Genomic DNA, 19,978 nt, shown 5'->3' with positions numbered 1-19,978 from the left:
TCTCACGTAACTATTTAATTTTTAACAATATTACGGCTATGTAACAGAGTGTAAACGTTTTCATTTTGTTGCCAGGATCACAGACCGCCTCACAACAAACTGATTACATTAGGCTGGCGCCAGCTCAAACGGTGTACAGCATTCCCTACAAAAAACAGATAGAGATCGGAGCATAACAATGAAAAAACTCACGACAGTTGCCACCTTGCTGATGGGACTGATGGCGGGAGCCCAAGCCCAGGCCGATACCCGTATCGGGGTCACCGTCTACAAGTACGACGACAACTTCATGGCCGTGGTACGCAAGGCCATCGAGAAAGAAGCGGCGGCCACCCCGGGTGTGGAACTGCTGATGAACGACTCCCAGAACGACCAGTCCAAGCAGAACGACCAGATCGACGTGCTGCTGGCCAAGGGCGTGAAGGCTCTGGCCATCAACCTGGTTGACCCGGCGGCGGCCCCTGTCGTGATTGAGAAAGCCCGTGCGGACGAGATCCCCGTGGTCTTCTACAACAAGGAACCGAGCGCGGCCGACCTGGCCAGCTATGACAAGGCCTACTACGTTGGCACCGACTCCAAGGAGTCCGGAATCATTCAGGGCCAGCTGATCGCCAAGCACTGGAAAGCGCACCCCGAGTGGGATCTGAACAAGGATGGCGTCATCCAGTTCGTGCTGCTCAAGGGTGAGCCTGGTCACCCGGATGCGGAAGCCCGCACCACCTACGTCGTCAAGACCTTGAACGATGGCGGCATCAAGACCGAGCAGCTGCACATGGATACCGGTATGTGGGATACCGCCATGGCCAAGGACAAGATGGACGCCTGGATCTCCGGTCCGAACGCCAACAAGATCGAAGTGGTCATCGCCAACAACGACGGCATGGCGATGGGCGCCGTGGAATCCCTGAAGGCCCAGGGCAAGACCGCCATCCCGGTGTTCGGTGTTGACGCCCTGCCGGAAGCCCTGGCCATGGTCAAGAGCGGTGCCATGGCTGGTACCGTGCTGAACGATGCGGCCAACCAGGCCAAGGCCACCTTCGAGCTGACCAAGAACCTGGCCGAAGGCAAGCCGGCCGGTGAAGGCACCAACTGGAAGATCGACAACAAGGTCGTCCGCGTTGCCTACGTGGGCGTAGACAAAGACAACCTGTCCCAATTCGAGTAATTCCTCCCCTCAGGGCAAGGGAGATCCCCTTGCCCTCTTTTCAACCAGATGTGATGGCTGATATGACAACACGGCAACAATCAGAATGGCTGTTGGAGATGATTGACGTCAGTAAGAGCTTTCCTGGCGTCAAGGCACTCGATAATGTCAATTTACGGGTCCGTCCTCATTCTGTGCATGCGTTGATGGGCGAGAATGGCGCAGGGAAGTCCACGCTGCTCAAGTGCCTGTTCGGCATCTACGAGAAGGATCAGGGCAAGATCTTCTTCAAGGGACAGGAGATCAACTTCACCTCATCCAAAGAGGCGCTGGAGAATGGCGTTTCCATGGTGCACCAGGAGCTGAACCTGGTACTGCAACGCACCGTGATGGACAACATGTGGCTCGGCCGCTATCCCACCAAGGGACTGTTTGTCGACCACGGCAAGATGTATCAGGACACCAAGCATATCTTCGAGGAGCTGGACATCGACATCGACCCCAGGGTCAAGGTCGGCACCCTGTCGGTTTCCCAGATGCAGATGATCGAGATTGCCAAGGCATTCTCCTATGACGCCAAGATCGTCATCATGGACGAACCCACCTCCTCCCTGACCGAGAAAGAGGTCAATCACCTCTTCAAGATCATCAACAAGCTCAAGGAGAAGGGGTGCGGCATCGTCTACATCTCCCACAAGATGGAAGAGATCTTCCAGCTCTGTGACGAGATCACCATATTGCGGGATGGCCAGTGGGTGGCGACCCAGCCCCTCAAGGGCATGACCATGGATCAGATCATCGGCATGATGGTCGGCCGCGAGCTCACCCAGCGCTTCCCGGAAAAAACCAACCAGCCCAAAGAGGTGATCCTCGAGGTCGAGCACCTGACGGCCAAGAACCAGCCTTCCATCAAGGACGTGACCTTCAACCTGCACAAGGGGGAGATCCTCGGCATCGCCGGTCTGGTGGGGGCCAAGCGCACCGACATCGTGGAGACCCTGTTCGGCATCCGCGATCGCAGCGAAGGGACCATCAAGCTGCACGGCAAAGAGGTGGCGAACCACAACGCCCACGAGGCGATCCAGAACGGCTTCGCCCTGGTGACCGAGGAGCGCCGCTCCACCGGGATCTATTCACGCCTCGACATCGCCTTCAACTCCCTGATCGCCAACATGGACAACTACAAGGGATCCATGGGGCTGCTCAGCGACAACAAGATGAAGAGCGATACCCAGTGGGTCATCGACTCCATGCGGGTCAAGACACCGACCCAGCAGACCCAGATCGGCTCCCTCTCCGGTGGCAACCAGCAGAAGGTGATCATCGGTCGCTGGCTGCTGACCCAGCCCGAGATCCTGATGCTGGATGAACCGACCCGGGGTATCGACGTCGGCGCCAAGTTCGAGATCTACCAGCTCATCCTGGAGCTGGCGAAGAAGGACAAGGGCATCGTCATCATCTCCTCCGAAATGCCGGAACTGCTCGGCATCACGGACCGCATCATGGTCATGAGCAATGGCCGGGTCGCGGGGATCGTCAACACCAAAGAAACTGACCAGAGCGAGATCCTGCGCCTGGCATCTCTGTACCTATAAAGACAGGAAGACATTATGGAGTCGGCTAAAAATTTCAATCTGATGCAGGCGCTCAAAGAGAACGGCATCTACGTGGTGTTGCTGGTGTTGCTCATGATCATCGTGATCAAGGAGCCCTCCTTCCTCAGCCTCACCAACCTCAGCAACATCCTGACCCAGTCCTCGGTACGGGTCATCATTGCCCTCGGGGTGGCGGGCATCATCATCACCCAGGGTACTGACCTGTCGGCCGGTCGTCAGGTCGGTCTGGCGGCGCTGATCGCGGCCACCATGCTGCAGGCCCTGACCAACGTCAACAAGGTCTTCCCCACCCTGGGGGAGGTGCCCATTCCGGCGGTGATCCTGCTGGTGTGCGTGGTGGGCGCCCTGATTGGTCTGGTCAACGGCCTGATCGTCGCCTACCTGAACGTGACGCCCTTCATCACCACCCTGGGCACCATGATCATCGTCTACGGCATCAACTCCCTCTATTTTGACTCCGTGGGGGCTTCCCCGGTAGCCGGGTTTGATCCTCGTTTCTCCAACTTTGCGCAGGGCTTCATCCGGATTGGCGGGTTCAAGCTCTCGTACCTGACCTTCTATGCGGCCATCGCCAGCGTCTTCGTCTGGGTGCTGTGGAACAAGACCCGCTTTGGCAAGAACATCTTCGCCATCGGTGGCAACCCGGAAGCGGCCAAGGTGTCCGGCGTCAACGTCGCCGTCAACCTGGTGGTCATCTATGCCCTGGCCGGTGTCTTCTACGCCTTCGGCGGCATGCTGGAAGCGGGGCGGATCGGCAGTGCCACCAACAACCTCGGCTTCATGTACGAGCTGGATGCCATCGCGGCCTGCGTGGTGGGGGGCGTTTCGTTTGCCGGCGGTGTGGGAACTGTCGCGGGTGTGATCACCGGCGTACTTATCTTCACGCTGATCAACTATGGTTTGACCTACATCGGTGTCAGCCCTTACTGGCAGTTCATCATCAAGGGCGGCATCATCATCCTGGCGGTAGCCCTGGACTCCATGAAGTACGCCAAGAAGAAGTAAGCATTGGCAGGGAGGGCCGGGTCATCCCGGCCCTTTCTCTTTGGAGGGACCCATACCATGGCATTCAAAGTCAAAATCAACGTACTGTTGCTGCTCGCCATTCTGGTCACCATCGGTACCGCCTGGTTCAGCGTCAACCATTTCATCAGCGGCTACATCCGCACCCAGGCTACCCAGAACATCAACGAGCAGATCACCCTGGTCAGGGAGAAGCTGGCGGGTGACATCAACCAGAAGGTGCTGCTGGCCGCCAACCTCAACCTCGGGGTGACCAGCGTCAAGAAGGCGCTGCAGGAGACCGGCTTTCACAACATCGTCAAGCTCATTGGCGACATGGCATTCGACGCGAACGGGGTCATCGACGACAAGGCCAGGGTTGACGCCCTGCGCAAGCTGATCCCCGCCGCCAACAACCAGATCACCGTCAGCCCGCTGGAGCAGCTGGACGGCAAACCCGTCATCTCCATCCTGGTGCCGCGCGGTGCCGACTCCGCCTACCTCTACTACCTCGACATGAGCGAGTTCAAGACGCTGCTGACCAAGGTAAGCGGGGAAGGGCGTTACTTCTCCCTCACCGACAGTCAGGGACAGGTGCTCTACAGCAGCAAGCCCCAGGGAGAGAGCGAGAGCCGCCCCAACAAGCTGGATATTCGCGGCAGCGAGTGGACCCTGACCGGTTATGTGGATCTCGACTATATCCGGGCCATGACCCAGGCGCTCAACGGCAAGATCACCCTGGCCCTGCTCGGGGTGGCGGCGCTGGTACTGGCCCTCTCCATGGTGGCCCTCAATCTGGCCTATAGACCCATCCTCTCCCTGCGCGACCTGGTGCAGGAGCTCTCCCAGGGCAATGGGGATCTGACCCGCCGGCTCACGGTGACCAGCAAGGATGATCTCGGCCAGATCTCGGCGGGCATCAACCGTTTCATCGAGCAGTTGCAGGGCATGATGGGGGAGGTGAGACAAGCGAGCGGCCAGCTCAATGAAGGGATATCGGCATTGGCGAGGCAGACGGGGTCGGCCCAGGGCCTGCTGGCGGAGCATGTGCGGGAGACCGAACAGGTGGTCACCGCCATCAACGAGATGAGCCGTACTGCCGTCTCGGTATCGGAGAGCGCGGCCAATACTGCCCAGCTGACCGGCCAGAGCCAGCAACTGGCCAACCAGTCGCGTCAGGTGGTGGATCAGGCCATGGCCAGCGTCACTGCGCTGGTGACGGAGGTGGAGGCCACGGCACACTCCATCGAAGCCATGCAGCAGGATGTGCAGCAGATAGGCTCGATTCTCGGGGTCATCGGTGGCATCGCAGAGCAGACCAACCTGCTGGCCCTCAACGCCGCCATCGAGGCGGCCCGGGCTGGTGAACAGGGGCGGGGGTTTGCGGTGGTGGCGGACGAAGTGCGCTCTCTGGCGGGACGCACCCAGAAGAGCACTGCCGAGATCCAGACCATGCTGACCCGGCTGCAACGGGGCACCCAGACCGTGGTGGCCGCCATGGGCAACACCCGGCAGAGTTGCCAGGATGCGGCGGAAAACACCAGCAAGGTGAATGCGTCACTGGATCTGATGGCGGGAGAAGTGGTGGAGATCAACGATCTCATCAGCCATATCGCCACGGCCGCGGAGGAGCAAAGTGCCGTTGCCGAGGAGATCAATCGCAACATGAGTGCCATCGCCGAGGTGATCACCCAGCTCAAGGGGAATGGCGAGCGCACCGTGGACAGCTCGAATGCCATGCAGCGCACCTATGACAGGCTGCGGGAGATAGTGGGACACTTCCGGCTGGAATAGCGCCGGCTGTGCGAGTCCCGGGTACCCTGGCCAGCAACATCGTGGCCGGGATGACCCCTCAGCGGGCTGACGTGAAAAATACCCAAAAAAGATGGGGGCGACTTGCGTCGCCCCCGATAGTCTTATCGCTCATATCCTTGAACGAAGTTGCTCCCTGCAATCCCTGACTATACCTCTTCCTTTAGGTTTCCCCTTCCCAATCCTTTGGGGTGTCCTTTAGCCATCATGGCCTGACGAGTCATCCGTTCCCGTCGCACTTTCTCCGTCCTGGGAGGTGTCCTTTACCACATCCTGTGGTGAGTCCATTTGCCCAACCCTGGCAGCCAGTCTTCCTGACCGACTTCATTGCGTCCGTGCAGGAGTAACTATAAGGATTTCGCGCAGGGCGACAATGACATGCTGAAAAACGTTTTTTTCAAACTGGTTTCCCGAGAAAGGATAATGAAGTTATCTTTTTTAAAATCATGGCTTTAATGATCTATTGTGCTGTTTTTTCACGCGCATCTTCCGACTATGGCGAGAATTTTGTTGGCACTTTGCTTACGCAGTCGATGGCGAATGTCTCACAAGGTGTTTAACTGCGGTTCAGAATCCGGGGAGACCGGTCAGTGTCGATCGCAGATGAGGGTGGAGGAGGGCAACGGGCATGATGCAGGTGGCGTGGTCCGGATCCCATTCAGGAGATAAAGGAGGGAAAGCGGGGGTGACCCAAGAGGAGATCGCCTCCCCTTGGGCGAGAGGGTCAGGGGTGCTGGCTGCCACCGTACCATTGGCATAGGTAGGCGGGTACCAGCATCTGGGGTGCCTGGTCAACGTGACAGACCACCAGCGGCATGGCGGGGGCTCCCTGGGCATGCACCAGGGCCGGTGTCATGGGCAGGACCAGGGCGACGAACAGAAACAGCGACGGGATCTTCATGGTTATCTCCTTGGTGACGGGAACGAATGTGACAAGCATCACTTTTTGAGTTAAGGCGAACCCGAAATCGGCGCAAGGTGACTGAAAAAATTCAACTAATGAAAAAACTTTGAATCCCGGTTGCACCCCGGTCGGTGAAAAAGGCGCCATCAGGATGCGTGCAAAATGCATATCCATATAAAAGAGATAGTGCACACGACTTGGCGATGAGGCTCGCCATCTGGCCCGGGCGGGCCGCCATGATCTGGGACAAGAGATGGATTATTCAACGATAAAGGAGCAGGTGATTATTTATGTGAGAGCAAACGGGATGACAAGCGAGGATAAATTCAAAGGTGGGTGAAGTTTATTCAAAAAATGAGCGTTTTGATTTTAATATAATGATTTATTTGATGTTTTTTATTGGTGGCTATCCATTTTTGGATATCATGGGTGAATGGAATTGCGTTCTTTGTGGAATATATTGGGGCCTTATTGCGTATTTATGCCGGATGGAGGGTGAGGGAAATGTCAGATATGTAAACTCCATCATAAATTAACTTCTGAATTTATGCAGTCTCGGGTGAATGTGATCAATGTCCAAGTTTGGTGGAGTTGCCAGACCTAATCTCTGCGTCGAAAGGCAAGGGCAGGATAGAACACAAGCCGAGTACCCTACATAAAGAATATCCCGCCTTAGCCACGAGCCTGAATAGAAGGAATCTATTCAATCACTCGCAGGGACCACTGCTAGACGGAATATCATCATGAGCAAATTTTATGTAGGTTCTGAAGTTGGCCAGTTGCGCCGTGTCATGTTGCACCGCCCCAACCTCAGTCTGAAGCGTCTGACCCCTTCCAACTGCCAGGATCTGCTGTTTGACGACGTCCTGTCCGTGGAACGTGCCGGTCAGGAGCACGACAAATTCGCTCAGGTACTGCGCGATCAGAATGTCGAAGTCTTCCTCCTGACCAATCTGCTGGCGGAAACCCTGGACGTGCCGGAAGCCAAAGCCTGGCTGCTGCAACACCAGGTCTCCGACTATCGCCTCGGCACTGCCCTGGCCAACGACGTGCGCTGCTTCCTGGCGGACATGCCTCACCGCGAGCTGGCCCGCATCCTCTCCGGCGGCCTCACCTACTCCGAGATGCCCTACAGCGGCGTCAACATGGTGGTCGGCATGCATGCCCCGACCGATTTCATCATCGAACCGCTGCCCAACCACCTCTTCACCCGCGACACCTCCTGCTGGGTCTATGGCGGCGTCTCCATCAACCCCATGGCCAAGGCCGCCCGTCGTCGCGAGACCAACCACGTGAAGGCCATCTACCGCTGGCACCCGCAGTTTGCCGGTCAGGAGTTCATCAAGTACTTCGGTGACGAGGAGCGCGACTACGACAACTCCACCATCGAAGGGGGCGACGTTCTGGTCATCGGCCGTGGCGCCGTGCTCATCGGCATGTCCGAGCGCACCACGCCGCAAGGGGTGGAGCATCTGGCCCGCAGCCTGTTCAAGCACGGTCAGGCCAAGCAGGTCATCGCCATGGAGCTGCCGAAACACCGTAGCTGCATGCACCTCGACACCGTCATGACCCACATGGATGTCGACACCTTCTCCGTCTATCCGGAAGTCATCCGTAAGGATGTGAACTGCTGGAGCCTGACCCCGGGCGGTGCCACCGGGATGAACATCAAGGAAGAGGGTTACTTCGTGACCGCCATCGAGAAGGCGCTGGGGGTGGATCAGCTCAGGCTCATCACCACCGGCGGCGACAGCTTCGAGGCCGAGCGGGAGCAGTGGAACGACGCCAACAACGTGCTGACCGTGCGCCCCGGCGTGGTGGTGGGTTACGAGCGCAACACCTACACCAACGAGAAGTACGACAAGGCCGGCATCACTGTGCTGCCCATCCCGGGTGAAGAGCTGGGACGTGGCCGCGGCGGCGCCCGCTGCATGAGCTGCCCGATGGAACGTGACGGCATCTGACAAGACGGCGTGGCGCCGGCAGAGGCTGGCGCCACACACACCCGAACTCGAGAGTAACACCCATGAAAAAACCAACTGTCGTCGTCGCCCTGGGGGGCAATGCCCTGCTCCGCCGCGGTGAACCTCTGGAAGCCGACATCCAGCGCAAGAACATCGCCACCGCCGCCAAGACCATCGCCCGCATCGCCGAGGATTACAACGTGGTGCTGGTGCACGGCAACGGCCCGCAAGTCGGCCTGCTGGCCCTGCAGAACAGCGCCTACACCAAGGTCTCCCCCTATCCCCTGGATGTGCTGGGTGCCGAGTCCCAGGGCATGATCGGCTACATGCTGATCCAGGAGTTGAAGAACCTGATGCCGAGCCGCAACGTCACCGCGCTGCTGACCCAGGTGCAGGTTGATCCCCAGGATCCGGCGTTTGCCAACCCGACCAAGTTTATCGGCCCCGTCTACGAAGAGGCGGAAGCCCGCACCCTGGCTGCCGAGAAGCACTGGGTGGTCAAGGCCGACGGCAAGTTCTTCCGCCGTGTGGTGCCGTCCCCGCTGCCCCAGCGCATCGTCGAAGGCGACGCCATCGAAACCCTGATTGCCCAGGGTCACCTCATCATCTGTACCGGTGGTGGTGGTATCCCGGTGACCTGGGATGGCCAGAGCCTGACCGGCATCGAGGCCGTCATCGACAAGGACATGTCTGCCGCCTACCTGGCCAAGCAGATCAAGGCCGACGCCCTGCTGATCCTGACCGACGCCGATGCAGTGTATCTGGATTGGGGCAAGCCGACCCAGCGTCCGCTGCGGGTCACCAGCCCGGACGAGCTGGCCGGGGTCAAGTTCGACGCCGGCTCCATGGGGCCCAAGGTCGAAGCCTCCTGCGAATTCGTCAAGGCGACCGGCGGCATGGTCGGCATCGGCTCCCTGGAAGATGGCCTCGCCATCCTCAAGGGGGAAGCCGGCACCAACATCGTCGCCACCAATACCGTCAATGCCTGAGCCAAGGCTCTGGTCTGAACAACTGCGTAGTCAATGACACTGCCAAATTGGTCTGAACAAATATAGAGAGAACTCATCATGGCTTTTAATCTGCGTAACCGTAACTTCCTGAAACTGCTGGACTTCACCCCGCGCGAAATCCAATACATGATCGATCTGGCCATCGACCTGAAGAAAGCCAAATACGGTGGCTATGAGCGCAAGCATCTGGTCGGCAAGAACATTGCCCTGATCTTCGAGAAGACCTCCACCCGCACCCGCTGTGCGTTTGAAGTGGCAGCCTTCGACCAGGGCGCCCAGGTCTCCTACCTCGGCCCGAGCGGTTCCCAAATCGGTCACAAGGAGTCCATGAAGGACACCGCCCGGGTGCTGGGCCGCATGTATGACGGCATCGAATACCGCGGCTACGGCCAGGAGATCGTCGAAGAGCTGGGGGCCCACGCCGGTGTGCCGGTCTGGAACGGCCTGACCAACGAATTCCACCCGACCCAGATCCTGGCGGACTTCATGACCATGCTGGAGCACGGCAAGGGCAAACGTCTGGATCAGATCAAGTTCGCCTACCTGGGTGACGCCCGCAACAACATGGGCAACTCCCTGATGGTGGGTGCCGCCAAGATGGGCATGGACATCCGTCTGGTGGCGCCGAAAGCCTTCTGGCCGGAAGAGGAGCTGGTTGCCACCTGCCGCCTCATCGCCGAAGAGACCGGTGCGCGCATCCACCTGACCGAAGACGTGAAAGAGGGTGTGCTGGGTGCCGACTTCCTCTACACCGACGTCTGGGTCTCCATGGGTGAAGCGAAGGAAGCCTGGGATCAACGGGTGAAACTGATGACCCCGTATCAGGTCAACATGGACGTCATCAACGCGACCAAGAACCCGGATGTAAAGTTCATGCACTGCCTGCCGGCGTTCCACAACGACGAGACCACCATGGGCAAGGAAGTAGCCGACAAATATGGCATGAAGGGCCTGGAAGTGACCGAGGACGTGTTCGAATCCGAGCACAGCATCGTGTTCGACGAGGCGGAAAACCGGATGCACACCATCAAGGCAGTGATGGTGGCTACGCTGGGCGACTGACGTCGTCAGTGGTGCCGGGGGGTGACCCCCGGCTTTTCAACCATGTGACAGCGGCATAATACCTCCAACCCTACGACCCGCAGCCTGCATGGATACCACACCCACAGAAGGAAGCTGGACCATGACCAAATTCAAGTTCCCGTCAGCCTACACGATACTGTTTGTGCTGATCGCCCTGGTGGCCGCCCTGAGCTGGATAGTGCCGGCCGGCAAATACGAGATGACCATGAACGAGGCCCTCGGCAAGGAAGTGCCGGTGGCCGGTACCTACAAACTGGTGGATGCCAATCCCCAGGGGATCGTCGACGTGCTGCTGGCACCCATCGACGGTCTCTACAACCACGACACCTACGAGGCTGGCGCCATCGACGTCTCCCTCTTCATCCTGATCATCGGTGGCTTCCTTGGCATCGTGACCAAGACAGGTGCCATCGATGCCGGCATCGAGCGCGTCACCGATCGCCTGCGTGGCCGTGAAGAGTGGATGATCCCCATCCTGATGGCGCTGTTCGCCGCAGGGGGTACCATCTACGGCATGGCGGAAGAGTCCCTGCCATTCTACACCCTGCTGGTGCCGGTAATGATGGCCGCCCGCTTCGACCCCGTGGTCGCTGCCGCGACCGTGCTGCTGGGGGCCGGTATCGGTACCCTGGGCTCCACCATCAACCCGTTCGCCACCGTGATCGCCGCCAACGCGGCCGGCATCTCCTTCACCGACGGCATCTGGTTGCGGGTCGCCATGCTGGTGGCCGGCTGGCTGATCTGCGTGGCCTATGTGATGCGTTACGCCAAGATGGTGCGAAGCGACCCCAGCAAATCCCTGGTGGCCGACAAGTGGGAAGAGAACCGTGCCCACTTCCTCGGCAACAAGAGCGACCAGATGCTGGAGTTCACCACCACCCGCAAGATCGTGCTGGGTATCTTCGTCGCCGCCTTTGCCGTGATGATCTACGGGGTGGCCGTGCTGGGCTGGTGGATGGCGCAGATCTCCGGCGTGTTCCTGGCTGCCGCCATCATCGTCGGCGTCATCTCCCGCATGAGCGAGGAGGAGCTGACCTCCAACTTCATCGACGGTGCTCGTGACCTGCTCGGCGTGGCCCTCATCATCGGTATCGCCCGCGGTATCGTGGTGGTGATGGACAACGGCATGATCACCCACACCATTTTGCACAGTGCAGAGGGGATAGTGACCGGCCTCTCCACCATCGTCTTCATCAACGTGATGTTCGTGCTGGAAGTGGTGCTCTCCTTCCTGGTGCCCTCTTCCTCCGGTCTGGCGGTGCTGACCATGCCGATCATGGCGCCGCTTGCCGACTTCGCCAACGTGGGTCGCGAGCTGGTGGTCACCGCCTACCAGTCCGCCTCCGGCCTGGTGAACCTGGTGACCCCGACCTCCGCCGTGGTCATGGGGGGGCTGGCCATTGCCAAGGTGCCCTATGTGCGCTGGCTGAAGTGGGTGGCCCCGCTGCTCGGCATGCTGACCGTGCTGATCGTGCTCTGCCTGAGCCTGGGCGCCGTGCTGGCATGAATGCCGACAGAGATAGGGACAACAACGGGAGCCTGGGGCTCCCGTTTTTGATGGCAGGCAAGGCGGGGCGCCCGGCCTCTCCCGTGGCCTGACTCCTTGCCGCGCGGGCAACAAAAAGGCGACCCCAGGGTCGCCTTCTGGCATCCAGCAGGGGTCAGCGGGCGTTTTCCAGGGTGCGCACCACGGCGGCGTGAGCCTGGCGGGTTCGGCTGATGTGGCGCGGGGCGATCAGTACCACGTCGTTGCCGGCCACGGCCCCCAGGATCTCGGGATTGGCGTTGCGATCCAGCAGGCGAGCCACCACGGTAGCGGCCCCCGGGGTGGTATGCACCAGCACCATCTGCTGGTTGTGGACCACGGCGCGCACCATGTCGTGGATGGAGCGGGTGCTGCCGGCGGGCTCCAGCTGCTCGTCCACCAGGGTGTAGACCTTCTTGCCGTTGGCGTTCTGGGCCTTGGCGACCCCGAGACGGCGCAGCAGGCGGGAGATGGTGGACTGGCTGATGTCCGCAAAACCGCGGGCGGAGAGCTCGCGGCGGATCTCCTCCTGGGTGCTGTAACAGTGCTGGCCGATGATCTGGCGGCAGGCGTCGAGCTGGGCCAGGTCGGACTCTGGTTCTGCTGGGCGGCTGAGGGTGTTGACCATGGCGACTTCCTTTGGCGATGAGCGATGGCGGTCTCGCCCAGTCTGTCGTTCCGGCTTTTCATAGCGAAAAACACTAATGAGGAGCACTCAAGCAGGGGATGAGCGAGGTATATCCATTACGGGATGGCAAATTATAACCAAAGGGGGAATAAGTGATGTGACAGGGTTCAAAAATGGGCCCGATGGGGCCCACATGGATATCCTTTGTCGGCAGGAAATCAGTAGCGTTCGCTGACGATGTCCTGGGTGAAGGACTTCTCGCAGTATTTGCACTTCATCCGCACCGCCCCTTTCACCTCGCGCACCCGGAAGTAGCTCTCCACCGGTTCGTTGTGGGAGATGCAGTTGGAGTTGGGGCAGTGGAAGACCCCTTCGATGAACTCCGGCAGCGCCAGTTGGTGCTTCTTCACCACCACGAAGTCTTCGATGATGTTGACGGTCGCCTTGGGGGCGAACAGGGCGAGCTGGTTGGCCTGCTGCTCGGTCAGACGGGTGTTCTCGATCTTGATGAGATCCTTCTTGCCGAGGGCGCCGGATTTGAGGTTGAAGCCGACGGTGATCCGCTCCTGGGTCTCGATCAGCTGGAACAGCTTGAGGATCTTGATGCCCTGGCCGGCGGGGACGTGGTCGATGACGGAGCCGTGGCGGATGGCTTCGACTTGCAGTTGGTTCTTCTCGGACATGATGTTCCCCTTTCCCTTAGACGGTTTCGTTCAGTACCAGTGCCAGCAGTGCCTGGCGGGCATAGACCCCGTTCTCCGCCTGCTGGAAGTAGTAGGCGTGGGGGGTCTTGTCGACGGCGACCTCGATCTCGTCAACCCGGGGCAGGGGATGGAGGATCTTCATGGTGGGCTTGGCCCCTTCCAGGGTCGCCAGCTCCAGCACGAACTTGGCGGCCATGTGCTTGTACTCGGTCTCGTCGAAGCGCTCCTTCTGGACGCGGGTCATGTAGAGGATGTCGAGCTCCGGCATCACCTCTTCCATGGTCTCGTGCACGCTGAAGCGGATGCCTTTCTCTTCCAGCTCCTCGCAGAGGTAGTCCGGCATGGCCAGGGCTTCCGGGGAGATGAAGAAGAAGCGGCAGTTGAACAGGCTCAGGGCCTGGGCCAGGGAGTGGACGGTGCGGCCGTACTTCAGGTCACCGACGAAGGCGACGTTGAGGCCGTCCAGCTTGCCTTGGGTCTCGTGGATGGAGAAGAGGTCGAGCAGGGTCTGGGTGGGATGCTGGTTGGAGCCGTCACCGCCGTTGATGACCGGCACCCGGGAGAACTCGGAGGCCAGACGGGCTGCCCCTTCCTTCGGGTGGCGCATCACCACCGCATCGGTGTAGGAGCTGATGATCTTGATGGAGTCGGCCAGAGTCTCGCCCTTCTTGGCGCTGGTGTTGCCGCCGTCAGCGAAGCCGATGATGTTGCCGCCCAGGCGCTGGACCGCGGTCTCGAAGGAGAGACGGGTGCGGGTGGAGGCTTCGAAGAAGCAACTGGCGACCAGCTTGTCTTTCAGCAGGCGGCTGTCGGGTTCGGCCTTCAACCGCTGTGCGGTGGCGACCACCAGTTCCATGTCGGACCGGGTCAGATCCGAGATGGAGATGACGTGTTTGTTATAGAGTGGATTGGTCATCGTCTGCATTCCCTTTGGCATCAATGAAGGTTTTTCCGGCACAAAAAAAAGCCCCTGAAACAGGGGCTCTTTTCAAAAAAAACGGGGGATCTGTGGGACGGGAACCGGAAACAACGGGGCCGCTCTGGTGCGCTCCACCCGTCTGCAAGGCTGCTTTTTTCATCAAAAACGGCATTGTCCTGTCCCGACCTTTTTCAAAACCGCACCGATTATAGGGCTGGTTTTTGAATTGTCAAAAATTTATTTCAGAGGCAGGATTTGGCCAGAAAAACGTTTAAGTGTCGCGAACTGGTCGACAAATCCAGAGTGCGTGCTGCGCCTGCAAGGGGGCGCCATCGGCGGCCATGCTGCGCAGGTAGCCGAGCCTGTGGTGCCCCTCCAGCAGGCAGTAGGGATGGGGCAGGGGGTGACCGTCCGGGTAGCAGGTTCCCGGGGCGGTGGCGAGGACGATGACAGGCTCGGACCAGGTGCCCCGGCGCAGCATGTCATCGCCGAGCCAGGAGCGGCGCACGTAGCGGTTGCTGCGCAGCATCTCGCCCCAGCGATCGATCACCTCCATGTGGCGGGAGTCTATCTGCTCGATAATCTGCGCGGTGGGCCAGTGCTCGCACTCAAACTGGTGGCTGGCGAGATCGATAAAGCTCCAGTTGGATTCAAAACCGCGCCAATGACGGTAAATCCACTGGGCGAGCACATTGGAGGGAATGGAGGGCACCAGGGGAGAGACTCTGTCCAGATAGTCGGCCAGGGTCTCCGTCTTGCGCTCATCCCGGAAGTTGAGGGGCGCAAGCTGTTGCAGCAGTCGGTAATTGAGCATGGGCAGCCTCCCTGAGCCTGGTTTCACCCTACCCCCATTTGTGTCCCATTCCTACCCCGTCGGGGCTGCAAATACAGCAGCTTACCCCCGCTCCTTGTTGGAATTGCGGGGATCTGCTCGTCATTTGTTCGATCGCATCGAAAGTGAGAAAAAAAGCCTTTACCTTTGACCTCCGCTTTGTATACTACGCCTCGTTTGTTGCAGGGGCGTAGTTCCAATTGGTAGAACAGCGGTCTCCAAAACCGATGGTTGCGGGTTCGAGTCCTGCCGCCCCTGCCATTTTTCAGAAAGGCCAGCTCATTGAGCTGGCCTTTCGCATTTCCGGCGTTTGCCACCGCCTCCGTTAGCCTCTTTTCCCCGCTTCGCCGCTGCCATTTCTGCCAATGGAGGCCGCTTTTCCCCTGTGCTACACCTTGCTTCCTGCCAGATGGCGCCCTCAGGCGCATCGCATCCGGCGGGCCCAAGGCGCTTCAACAAGGAGAGAGCGATGAACAAGGCAGTGGATACGCGTCACCCCCATGCCCATGCCGGTGGCTGGGTCCCCCGGGATCAGGCCCATGTGGCGCGCTGGGTACAGCGGCTGCGTCAGGCGGTCACCCGCCAGCCTCGCCCGCTGGTGGCCCCGATCGCCGGATTGAAGGCGCTGGTGGAGCAGGATCCTCTCCTGCATCAGCAGGCCCAGGGGATGTTTGACGAGGCGTGGCAGCACGAGCACAGCACGCCGCTCGGTCAGGTCCAGGTGCGCAGCTTCGATGAGTTCCTGCAGCTGCTCAACGGCATCATGACCACGGCCCCGGAAGCCTATCAGGATGTGCAGACCCAGGAGCCCGCCGGGCTGATCGGATTCCCCATCAATGCCCTGCTCAACTGGCCCATGGCGACGGCCGCCGGGTACGACTTTTTCGCCAATGCGCTGGTGAACCAGCAATTGCGCAAGATCCTCGGTTACTGGGCCGACTTCCTGCAAAGTCCCGCGTTCCGTTATGTGCTGACCGAGTCGGTGAGCCCCCTGGATCGCCAGACCCTGATCGTCCCCTGGCTGGGTGACGTGGCGAAACGGGAGATGGTCAAGGTGGCGCAGGGGGCGCTCGGGGCCGGCGACAACCCCACCCCAGAGCGCTTCGAGGGGATCTTCCACACCGCGCAGGGAGAGGAATACGAGGGCTTCGCCAGCTGGGACGACTTCTTCACCCGCCGCTTCTGCCCCGGCGTGCGGCCGGTGACGGCCCCGGACGATGACAGCGTGATCGCCAACGCCTGCGAGTCGGCCCCGCTGCAGGTGGTGACCGGGGTAAGACGGCAGGACGCCTTCTGGCTCAAGGGGCAGCCCTATTCCCTGGACAACCTGCTGGACTTCGACCCGCGCGCCGCCGCGTTCGAGGGGGGCACCCTCTATCAGGCCTTCCTCAGCGCCCTCAGCTATCACCGCTGGCACAGCCCGGTGAGCGGCACGGTGCGCTCGGTCAAGGTGGTCAACGGCAGCTACTACCTGGCCAACCGCCACCAGGGTTTCGACAGCCCGGCGGGGCCCGACCCCAGCGCCCCGAACCAGTCCCAGCCCTTCCTCACCGCGGTGGCGACCCGGGCACTCATCTTCATCGAGGCGGACAACCCCAAAATCGGCCTGATGTGCGTGGTGCCGGTGGGCATGGCCGAGGTGTCGAGCTGCGAGGTGACGGTGCAGCCGGGGCAGCGGATCGCGAAGGGGGAGCAGCTCGGCATGTTCCACTTCGGCGGCTCCACCCACTGCCTGCTGTTTCGCCCCGGTGTCGAGCTGGCGTTCGACTTCTACGGCCAGCAGCCGGGGCTGGAGGCGACCAACCCGAGGATCAACACGGCGCTGGCGCGGGTCAAATAACCCAGCCGCCGGACAGTAAAGGCCGCCCTTGAGGCGGCCTTGTTGTTGCGAATCCCTCAGGGTTGTCGTTGCAGCAGGAGATCCAGATAGGCGCCTTCGATCAACCGGGAGGGTTCGATACCGAGACGCGCCATGATGTCGTGAGCTTCCTGCATCCCCACCTCGAGCGGCTCGTCATCTTCCAGCACCACTTCCAGTTCGAGGAAGTGACCCAGCCCTTCAACCCGGTCGAGATGGATCCGGGTTCTGCCCACCAGAAACAGGGTCCGCTGTTTTCGCACTCTGCCAATCTGGCCGCAAGCCAGGGTGAGCGTTTCCCGCAGCTTGTCCGGCTCGTTCGTTGGCGTGATGTGGTAGTAGCTCTCCTTCGGACCCTGTTGATCAGGCCTGCGGTAGAAGATGAGCTGGCCTGCCGACGGGGAGAGCGTCCGCAATTTGAAGCGGCCCGATTCACAGCGAAAGAAGGTATCGTCCTGGGCGATGTCGACGGGGCCCTTGTCGGCGATGGCCGCGGCTCTGGGGATAAGGTCATCGACCCCGGCTATGCGGGCTTTGATCTCGATATTTCGTGGCATGGCAGCGGGTTCTCCTTGAAAACGGGATACCCAATCTAGCACAGCCCACGTTGCCGAGAGGGGGGCAACAGGGGGAGCACCAACTCGGTTCCTGATGGATGCTCAACCCTGCCCGCCAACCCTCTTTGCAGACGCCTGAAGCCGCCCTCAAGAGACAGGTCAGCGGGTGCTGGCCTGCTCTGCCGGTGCCTGCCCGTCATCCGCGATATGACCTCATGGCCGCCTTAGGGCGGCCTTGTGGTGCCTGCGGGTGTCAGCATGGAATAGTGAGCAGTCTGTTGCTGGTAGTGTGTTCTGTTGTTGATAGATGAAAAAATATCAGGATTCACTAAAGACCGTTCATCATTGTGCCGATAGAACTACCAAGATGGGGGTATTCCCGGCCCCCGGCTACCACAAGGATTCGTTGTCATGACTCTCTCGTTGCGCGGCAAGCTGCTCGCGGCCAGCCTGGGGGTAGTGCTGCTGATGGCAGCCCTGCTCGGTATTGTCGCCTTCCACACCCTCAAATCCCGCACCCTTGACGCCATCCAGAGCGAGGCGGTCAACTACGGCCACGCCCACTCGGTGGCCATCGGCAACTGGCTGGAGGATCGCAAGCACGCGGTCGACGCCCTGGCCGCCGTCATTGCGCGCGACCCCGACACGGCCCTGGTGCCCCACCTGTTGCAGACCCGCACCTCCGGCGGTTTCGGCCTCACCTATTTTGGTTCGGCGCAGGGGGAGATGACCCGCCACGATCCCGCCCTCAACACCGCCAACTATGACCCCAGGGCCCGCCCCTGGTACCAGAACGCCGACAAGGCGGGCAAGCTCATCGTCACGCCGCCCTATGTCAGCGTGACCATGCAGCAGATGGTGGTGACCCTGGCCGAGCCGGTGAGCCACCAGGGCCGGGTGATCGGGGTGGCCGGGGCGGATCTCTCCCTTGACGCCCTCATCGACGAGGTGCTGGCCATGAAGGTGCAGGGGGAGGGCTACGCCATGCTGCTCGATCGCACCGGCCTCATCGTCGGCCACCCGAACAAGGAGCTGGCGCTCAAGCAGGTGGCGGAGCTGGATCCCGGCCTCACCGGGGCGGCGCTGGATGCGTGGAGCCGCGACGGCGAACTGCACGGCGCCAACCTGAACGGGCGCGAGGTGCTGCTCTCGGTGCAGGGCGTGCCCGGCACCGACTGGCTGCTCGCCATGGTGATGTACAAGGAGGTGCTGGAGGCGCCGCTCGCCTCCCTGCTGTGGCAACTGGTGGGGCTGACCCTGGTGCTGCTGCTGGTGTTCGGTGCCCTGCTCATCGCCATGTTCAACTACCTGTTCGCGGATCTGGGACGGGTCTCCAGGGCGCTCGCCGACATTGCCCACGGGGAGGGGGATCTCACGGTGCAGATCGCCACCCGCAGCCAGGATGAGGTGGGGCAGCTGGCCCAGAACTTCAACCAGTTCGTGGCGCGACTGCACGGCATTGTCAGCCGGTTGCGGGACGTCACCGTCGAGCTGGCGGCCCAGTCCCGCACCCAGGCGGCGGGGGCCGAGGCCCGCAGCCAGCGGGTGCGCCAGCAGCAGGACGAGATCGTCATGGTAGCGACCGCAGTGACCGAGATGGCCTCCGCCACCCAGGAGATCGCCGGCAACGCCGAGTTTGCCGCCAACACCGCCGGCGATGCGGTGCGCCTCGCGGTGGCCGGCCAGTCCCAGGTCGGCCAGAGCCAGCGCAGCATCACGGGGCTGGCGGGGGAGGTCACCGACGCCAGCCAGACCATCCACGAGCTGGATGGCCACGCCCAGCAGATCAGCGGCATTCTGGCCACCATCAGCGGCATCGCCGAGCAGACCAATCTGCTGGCCCTGAACGCCGCCATCGAGGCGGCTCGGGCCGGGGAGCAGGGGCGCGGCTTTGCTGTGGTGGCGGACGAGGTGCGGGTGCTGTCGCGCCGCACTCACGACTCCACCGCCGAGATCCAGCAGATGATCGAGGCGCTGCAGCAGACCACCCGCAAGGCGGTGGGCGGCATGGAGACCAGTCGCCAGCTGGCGGGCACCAGCGTGGAGGACGCCGAAGCGGCGAATCTCAGCCTGGGCAGGATCAACGAAGCCATCGGCGCCATCAGCGACATGGCGACCCAGATAGCGGCGGCGGCCGAGGAGCAAACCTCGGTGACCGGCGAGATCAGCCGCAACACAGAGAATATCCGCCACGTCTCCCAGGCGCTGGCGGCCCAGGCCGGCGAAGAGGCCGCCCAGGCGGCCCAGCTCAAGTCTCTCACCGAGCGGCTAGAGCAGGAGATCGGGCGCTTCCGGCTCTAGGCTGCGACCCGGATGTGACAAAGGCGACCCCGGGGTCGCCTTTATTCATCCTGTGTATGGATATTAATTCGTCATGCACCCGCTGAATAATGCCGGGTCCTGGCCCTGCAACGGGCGCA

Annotated in this window: 16 protein-coding genes and 1 tRNA gene; 11 read left to right on the top strand and 6 right to left on the bottom strand. The window is 61.0% G+C overall.

The window, feature by feature from the left end:
• The first annotated feature begins 178 nt into the window (after positions 1 to 178).
• From mglB to AB5Y68_RS00515, 4 genes are read left to right on the top strand one after another with little or no spacing between them, the layout of a single operon-like run.
• Positions 179 to 1,165, top strand: a complete 987-nt coding sequence (gene mglB, locus AB5Y68_RS00530) for a galactose/glucose ABC transporter substrate-binding protein MglB (RefSeq protein ID WP_010676016.1) — start codon at positions 179 to 181, stop codon at positions 1,163 to 1,165.
• A gap of 53 nt (positions 1,166 to 1,218) precedes the next feature.
• Positions 1,219 to 2,739 carry a galactose/methyl galactoside ABC transporter ATP-binding protein MglA gene (gene mglA / locus AB5Y68_RS00525; protein ID WP_010676015.1) on the top strand — a complete coding sequence of 507 codons (1,521 nt, stop codon included), beginning with the start codon at positions 1,219 to 1,221 and terminating at the stop codon, positions 2,737 to 2,739.
• Between the two features lie 15 nt (positions 2,740 to 2,754).
• Positions 2,755 to 3,765, top strand: a complete 1,011-nt coding sequence (gene mglC, locus AB5Y68_RS00520) for a galactose/methyl galactoside ABC transporter permease MglC (RefSeq protein WP_010676014.1) — start codon at positions 2,755 to 2,757, stop codon at positions 3,763 to 3,765.
• Positions 3,766 to 3,822: 57 nt separating this feature from the next.
• Positions 3,823 to 5,556 carry a methyl-accepting chemotaxis protein gene (locus AB5Y68_RS00515; RefSeq protein WP_039039635.1) on the top strand — a complete coding sequence of 578 codons (1,734 nt, stop codon included), beginning with the start codon at positions 3,823 to 3,825 and terminating at the stop codon, positions 5,554 to 5,556.
• A gap of 742 nt (positions 5,557 to 6,298) precedes the next feature.
• On the opposite strand, the gene AB5Y68_RS00510 is transcribed toward AB5Y68_RS00515, so the two are convergent.
• The gene (locus AB5Y68_RS00510) at positions 6,299 to 6,475 is read right to left on the bottom strand and encodes a hypothetical protein (protein WP_102983722.1); all 177 of its coding nucleotides are present in this window, start codon (positions 6,473 to 6,475) and stop codon (positions 6,299 to 6,301) included.
• Between the two features lie 746 nt (positions 6,476 to 7,221).
• On the opposite strand from AB5Y68_RS00510, the gene arcA reads away from it, so the two are divergent.
• From arcA to AB5Y68_RS00490, 4 genes are all read left to right on the top strand, one after another.
• Complete coding sequence (gene arcA / locus AB5Y68_RS00505) at positions 7,222 to 8,442, top strand: arginine deiminase (RefSeq protein ID WP_010676011.1); 1,221 nt, start codon at positions 7,222 to 7,224, stop codon at positions 8,440 to 8,442.
• 62 nt (positions 8,443 to 8,504) lie between these two features.
• Positions 8,505 to 9,431 carry a carbamate kinase gene (gene arcC, locus AB5Y68_RS00500; protein WP_039039634.1) on the top strand — a complete coding sequence of 309 codons (927 nt, stop codon included), beginning with the start codon at positions 8,505 to 8,507 and terminating at the stop codon, positions 9,429 to 9,431.
• A gap of 78 nt (positions 9,432 to 9,509) precedes the next feature.
• On the top strand, positions 9,510 to 10,514 hold the full coding sequence (gene argF / locus AB5Y68_RS00495) for an ornithine carbamoyltransferase (RefSeq protein WP_010676009.1): 1,005 nt from the start codon (positions 9,510 to 9,512) through the stop codon (positions 10,512 to 10,514).
• Between the two features lie 121 nt (positions 10,515 to 10,635).
• The gene (locus tag AB5Y68_RS00490; protein ID WP_010676008.1) at positions 10,636 to 12,042 is read left to right on the top strand and encodes a YfcC family protein; all 1,407 of its coding nucleotides are present in this window, start codon (positions 10,636 to 10,638) and stop codon (positions 12,040 to 12,042) included.
• Positions 12,043 to 12,196: 154 nt separating this feature from the next.
• On the opposite strand, the gene AB5Y68_RS00485 is transcribed toward AB5Y68_RS00490, so the two are convergent.
• The 4 genes from AB5Y68_RS00485 to AB5Y68_RS00470 all read right to left on the bottom strand — a co-directional run bounded on the left by AB5Y68_RS00485 (position 12,197) and on the right by AB5Y68_RS00470 (position 15,125).
• On the bottom strand, positions 12,197 to 12,688 hold the full coding sequence (locus AB5Y68_RS00485) for an arginine repressor (protein ID WP_039039633.1): 492 nt from the start codon (positions 12,686 to 12,688) through the stop codon (positions 12,197 to 12,199).
• Between the two features lie 218 nt (positions 12,689 to 12,906).
• Entirely contained in the window at positions 12,907 to 13,371 is a 465-nt protein-coding gene (pyrI, locus tag AB5Y68_RS00480; RefSeq protein WP_010676006.1) for an aspartate carbamoyltransferase regulatory subunit, read from the bottom strand.
• A 16-nt stretch (positions 13,372 to 13,387) separates the two neighbouring features.
• Positions 13,388 to 14,308: an aspartate carbamoyltransferase gene (gene pyrB / locus AB5Y68_RS00475; protein ID WP_010676005.1), complete on the bottom strand. Its 921-nt coding sequence runs from the start codon at positions 14,306 to 14,308 to the stop codon at positions 13,388 to 13,390.
• Positions 14,309 to 14,582: 274 nt separating this feature from the next.
• Positions 14,583 to 15,125, bottom strand: coding sequence for a hypothetical protein (locus AB5Y68_RS00470; RefSeq protein ID WP_039039632.1), 543 nt, complete (start codon positions 15,123 to 15,125; stop codon positions 14,583 to 14,585).
• Between the two features lie 202 nt (positions 15,126 to 15,327).
• On the opposite strand from AB5Y68_RS00470, the gene AB5Y68_RS00465 reads away from it, so the two are divergent.
• Positions 15,328 to 15,404, top strand: a tRNA-Trp gene (locus tag AB5Y68_RS00465).
• A 208-nt stretch (positions 15,405 to 15,612) separates the two neighbouring features.
• Complete coding sequence (locus AB5Y68_RS00460; RefSeq protein ID WP_039039631.1) at positions 15,613 to 16,983, top strand: phosphatidylserine decarboxylase family protein; 1,371 nt, start codon at positions 15,613 to 15,615, stop codon at positions 16,981 to 16,983.
• Positions 16,984 to 17,039: 56 nt separating this feature from the next.
• Here the strand turns inward: AB5Y68_RS00460 and AB5Y68_RS00455 are convergent, their stop codons facing one another.
• Positions 17,040 to 17,558: a class IV adenylate cyclase gene (locus AB5Y68_RS00455; RefSeq protein ID WP_039039630.1), complete on the bottom strand. Its 519-nt coding sequence runs from the start codon at positions 17,556 to 17,558 to the stop codon at positions 17,040 to 17,042.
• A 411-nt stretch (positions 17,559 to 17,969) separates the two neighbouring features.
• Here AB5Y68_RS00455 and AB5Y68_RS00450 point away from each other — a divergent pair, with 411 nt between their 5' ends.
• A complete protein-coding gene (locus AB5Y68_RS00450) occupies positions 17,970 to 19,859 on the top strand; it encodes a methyl-accepting chemotaxis protein (protein WP_039039629.1) in 1,890 nt (629 codons plus the stop codon).
• The last annotated feature ends 119 nt before the right edge of the window (positions 19,860 to 19,978 follow it).

This window comes from Aeromonas sp. R6-1 (assembly GCF_040908165.1).
Classification (GTDB): domain Bacteria; phylum Pseudomonadota; class Gammaproteobacteria; order Enterobacterales; family Aeromonadaceae; genus Aeromonas; species Aeromonas caviae.
This window is presented reverse-complemented; position numbering and strand designations above follow the sequence as displayed.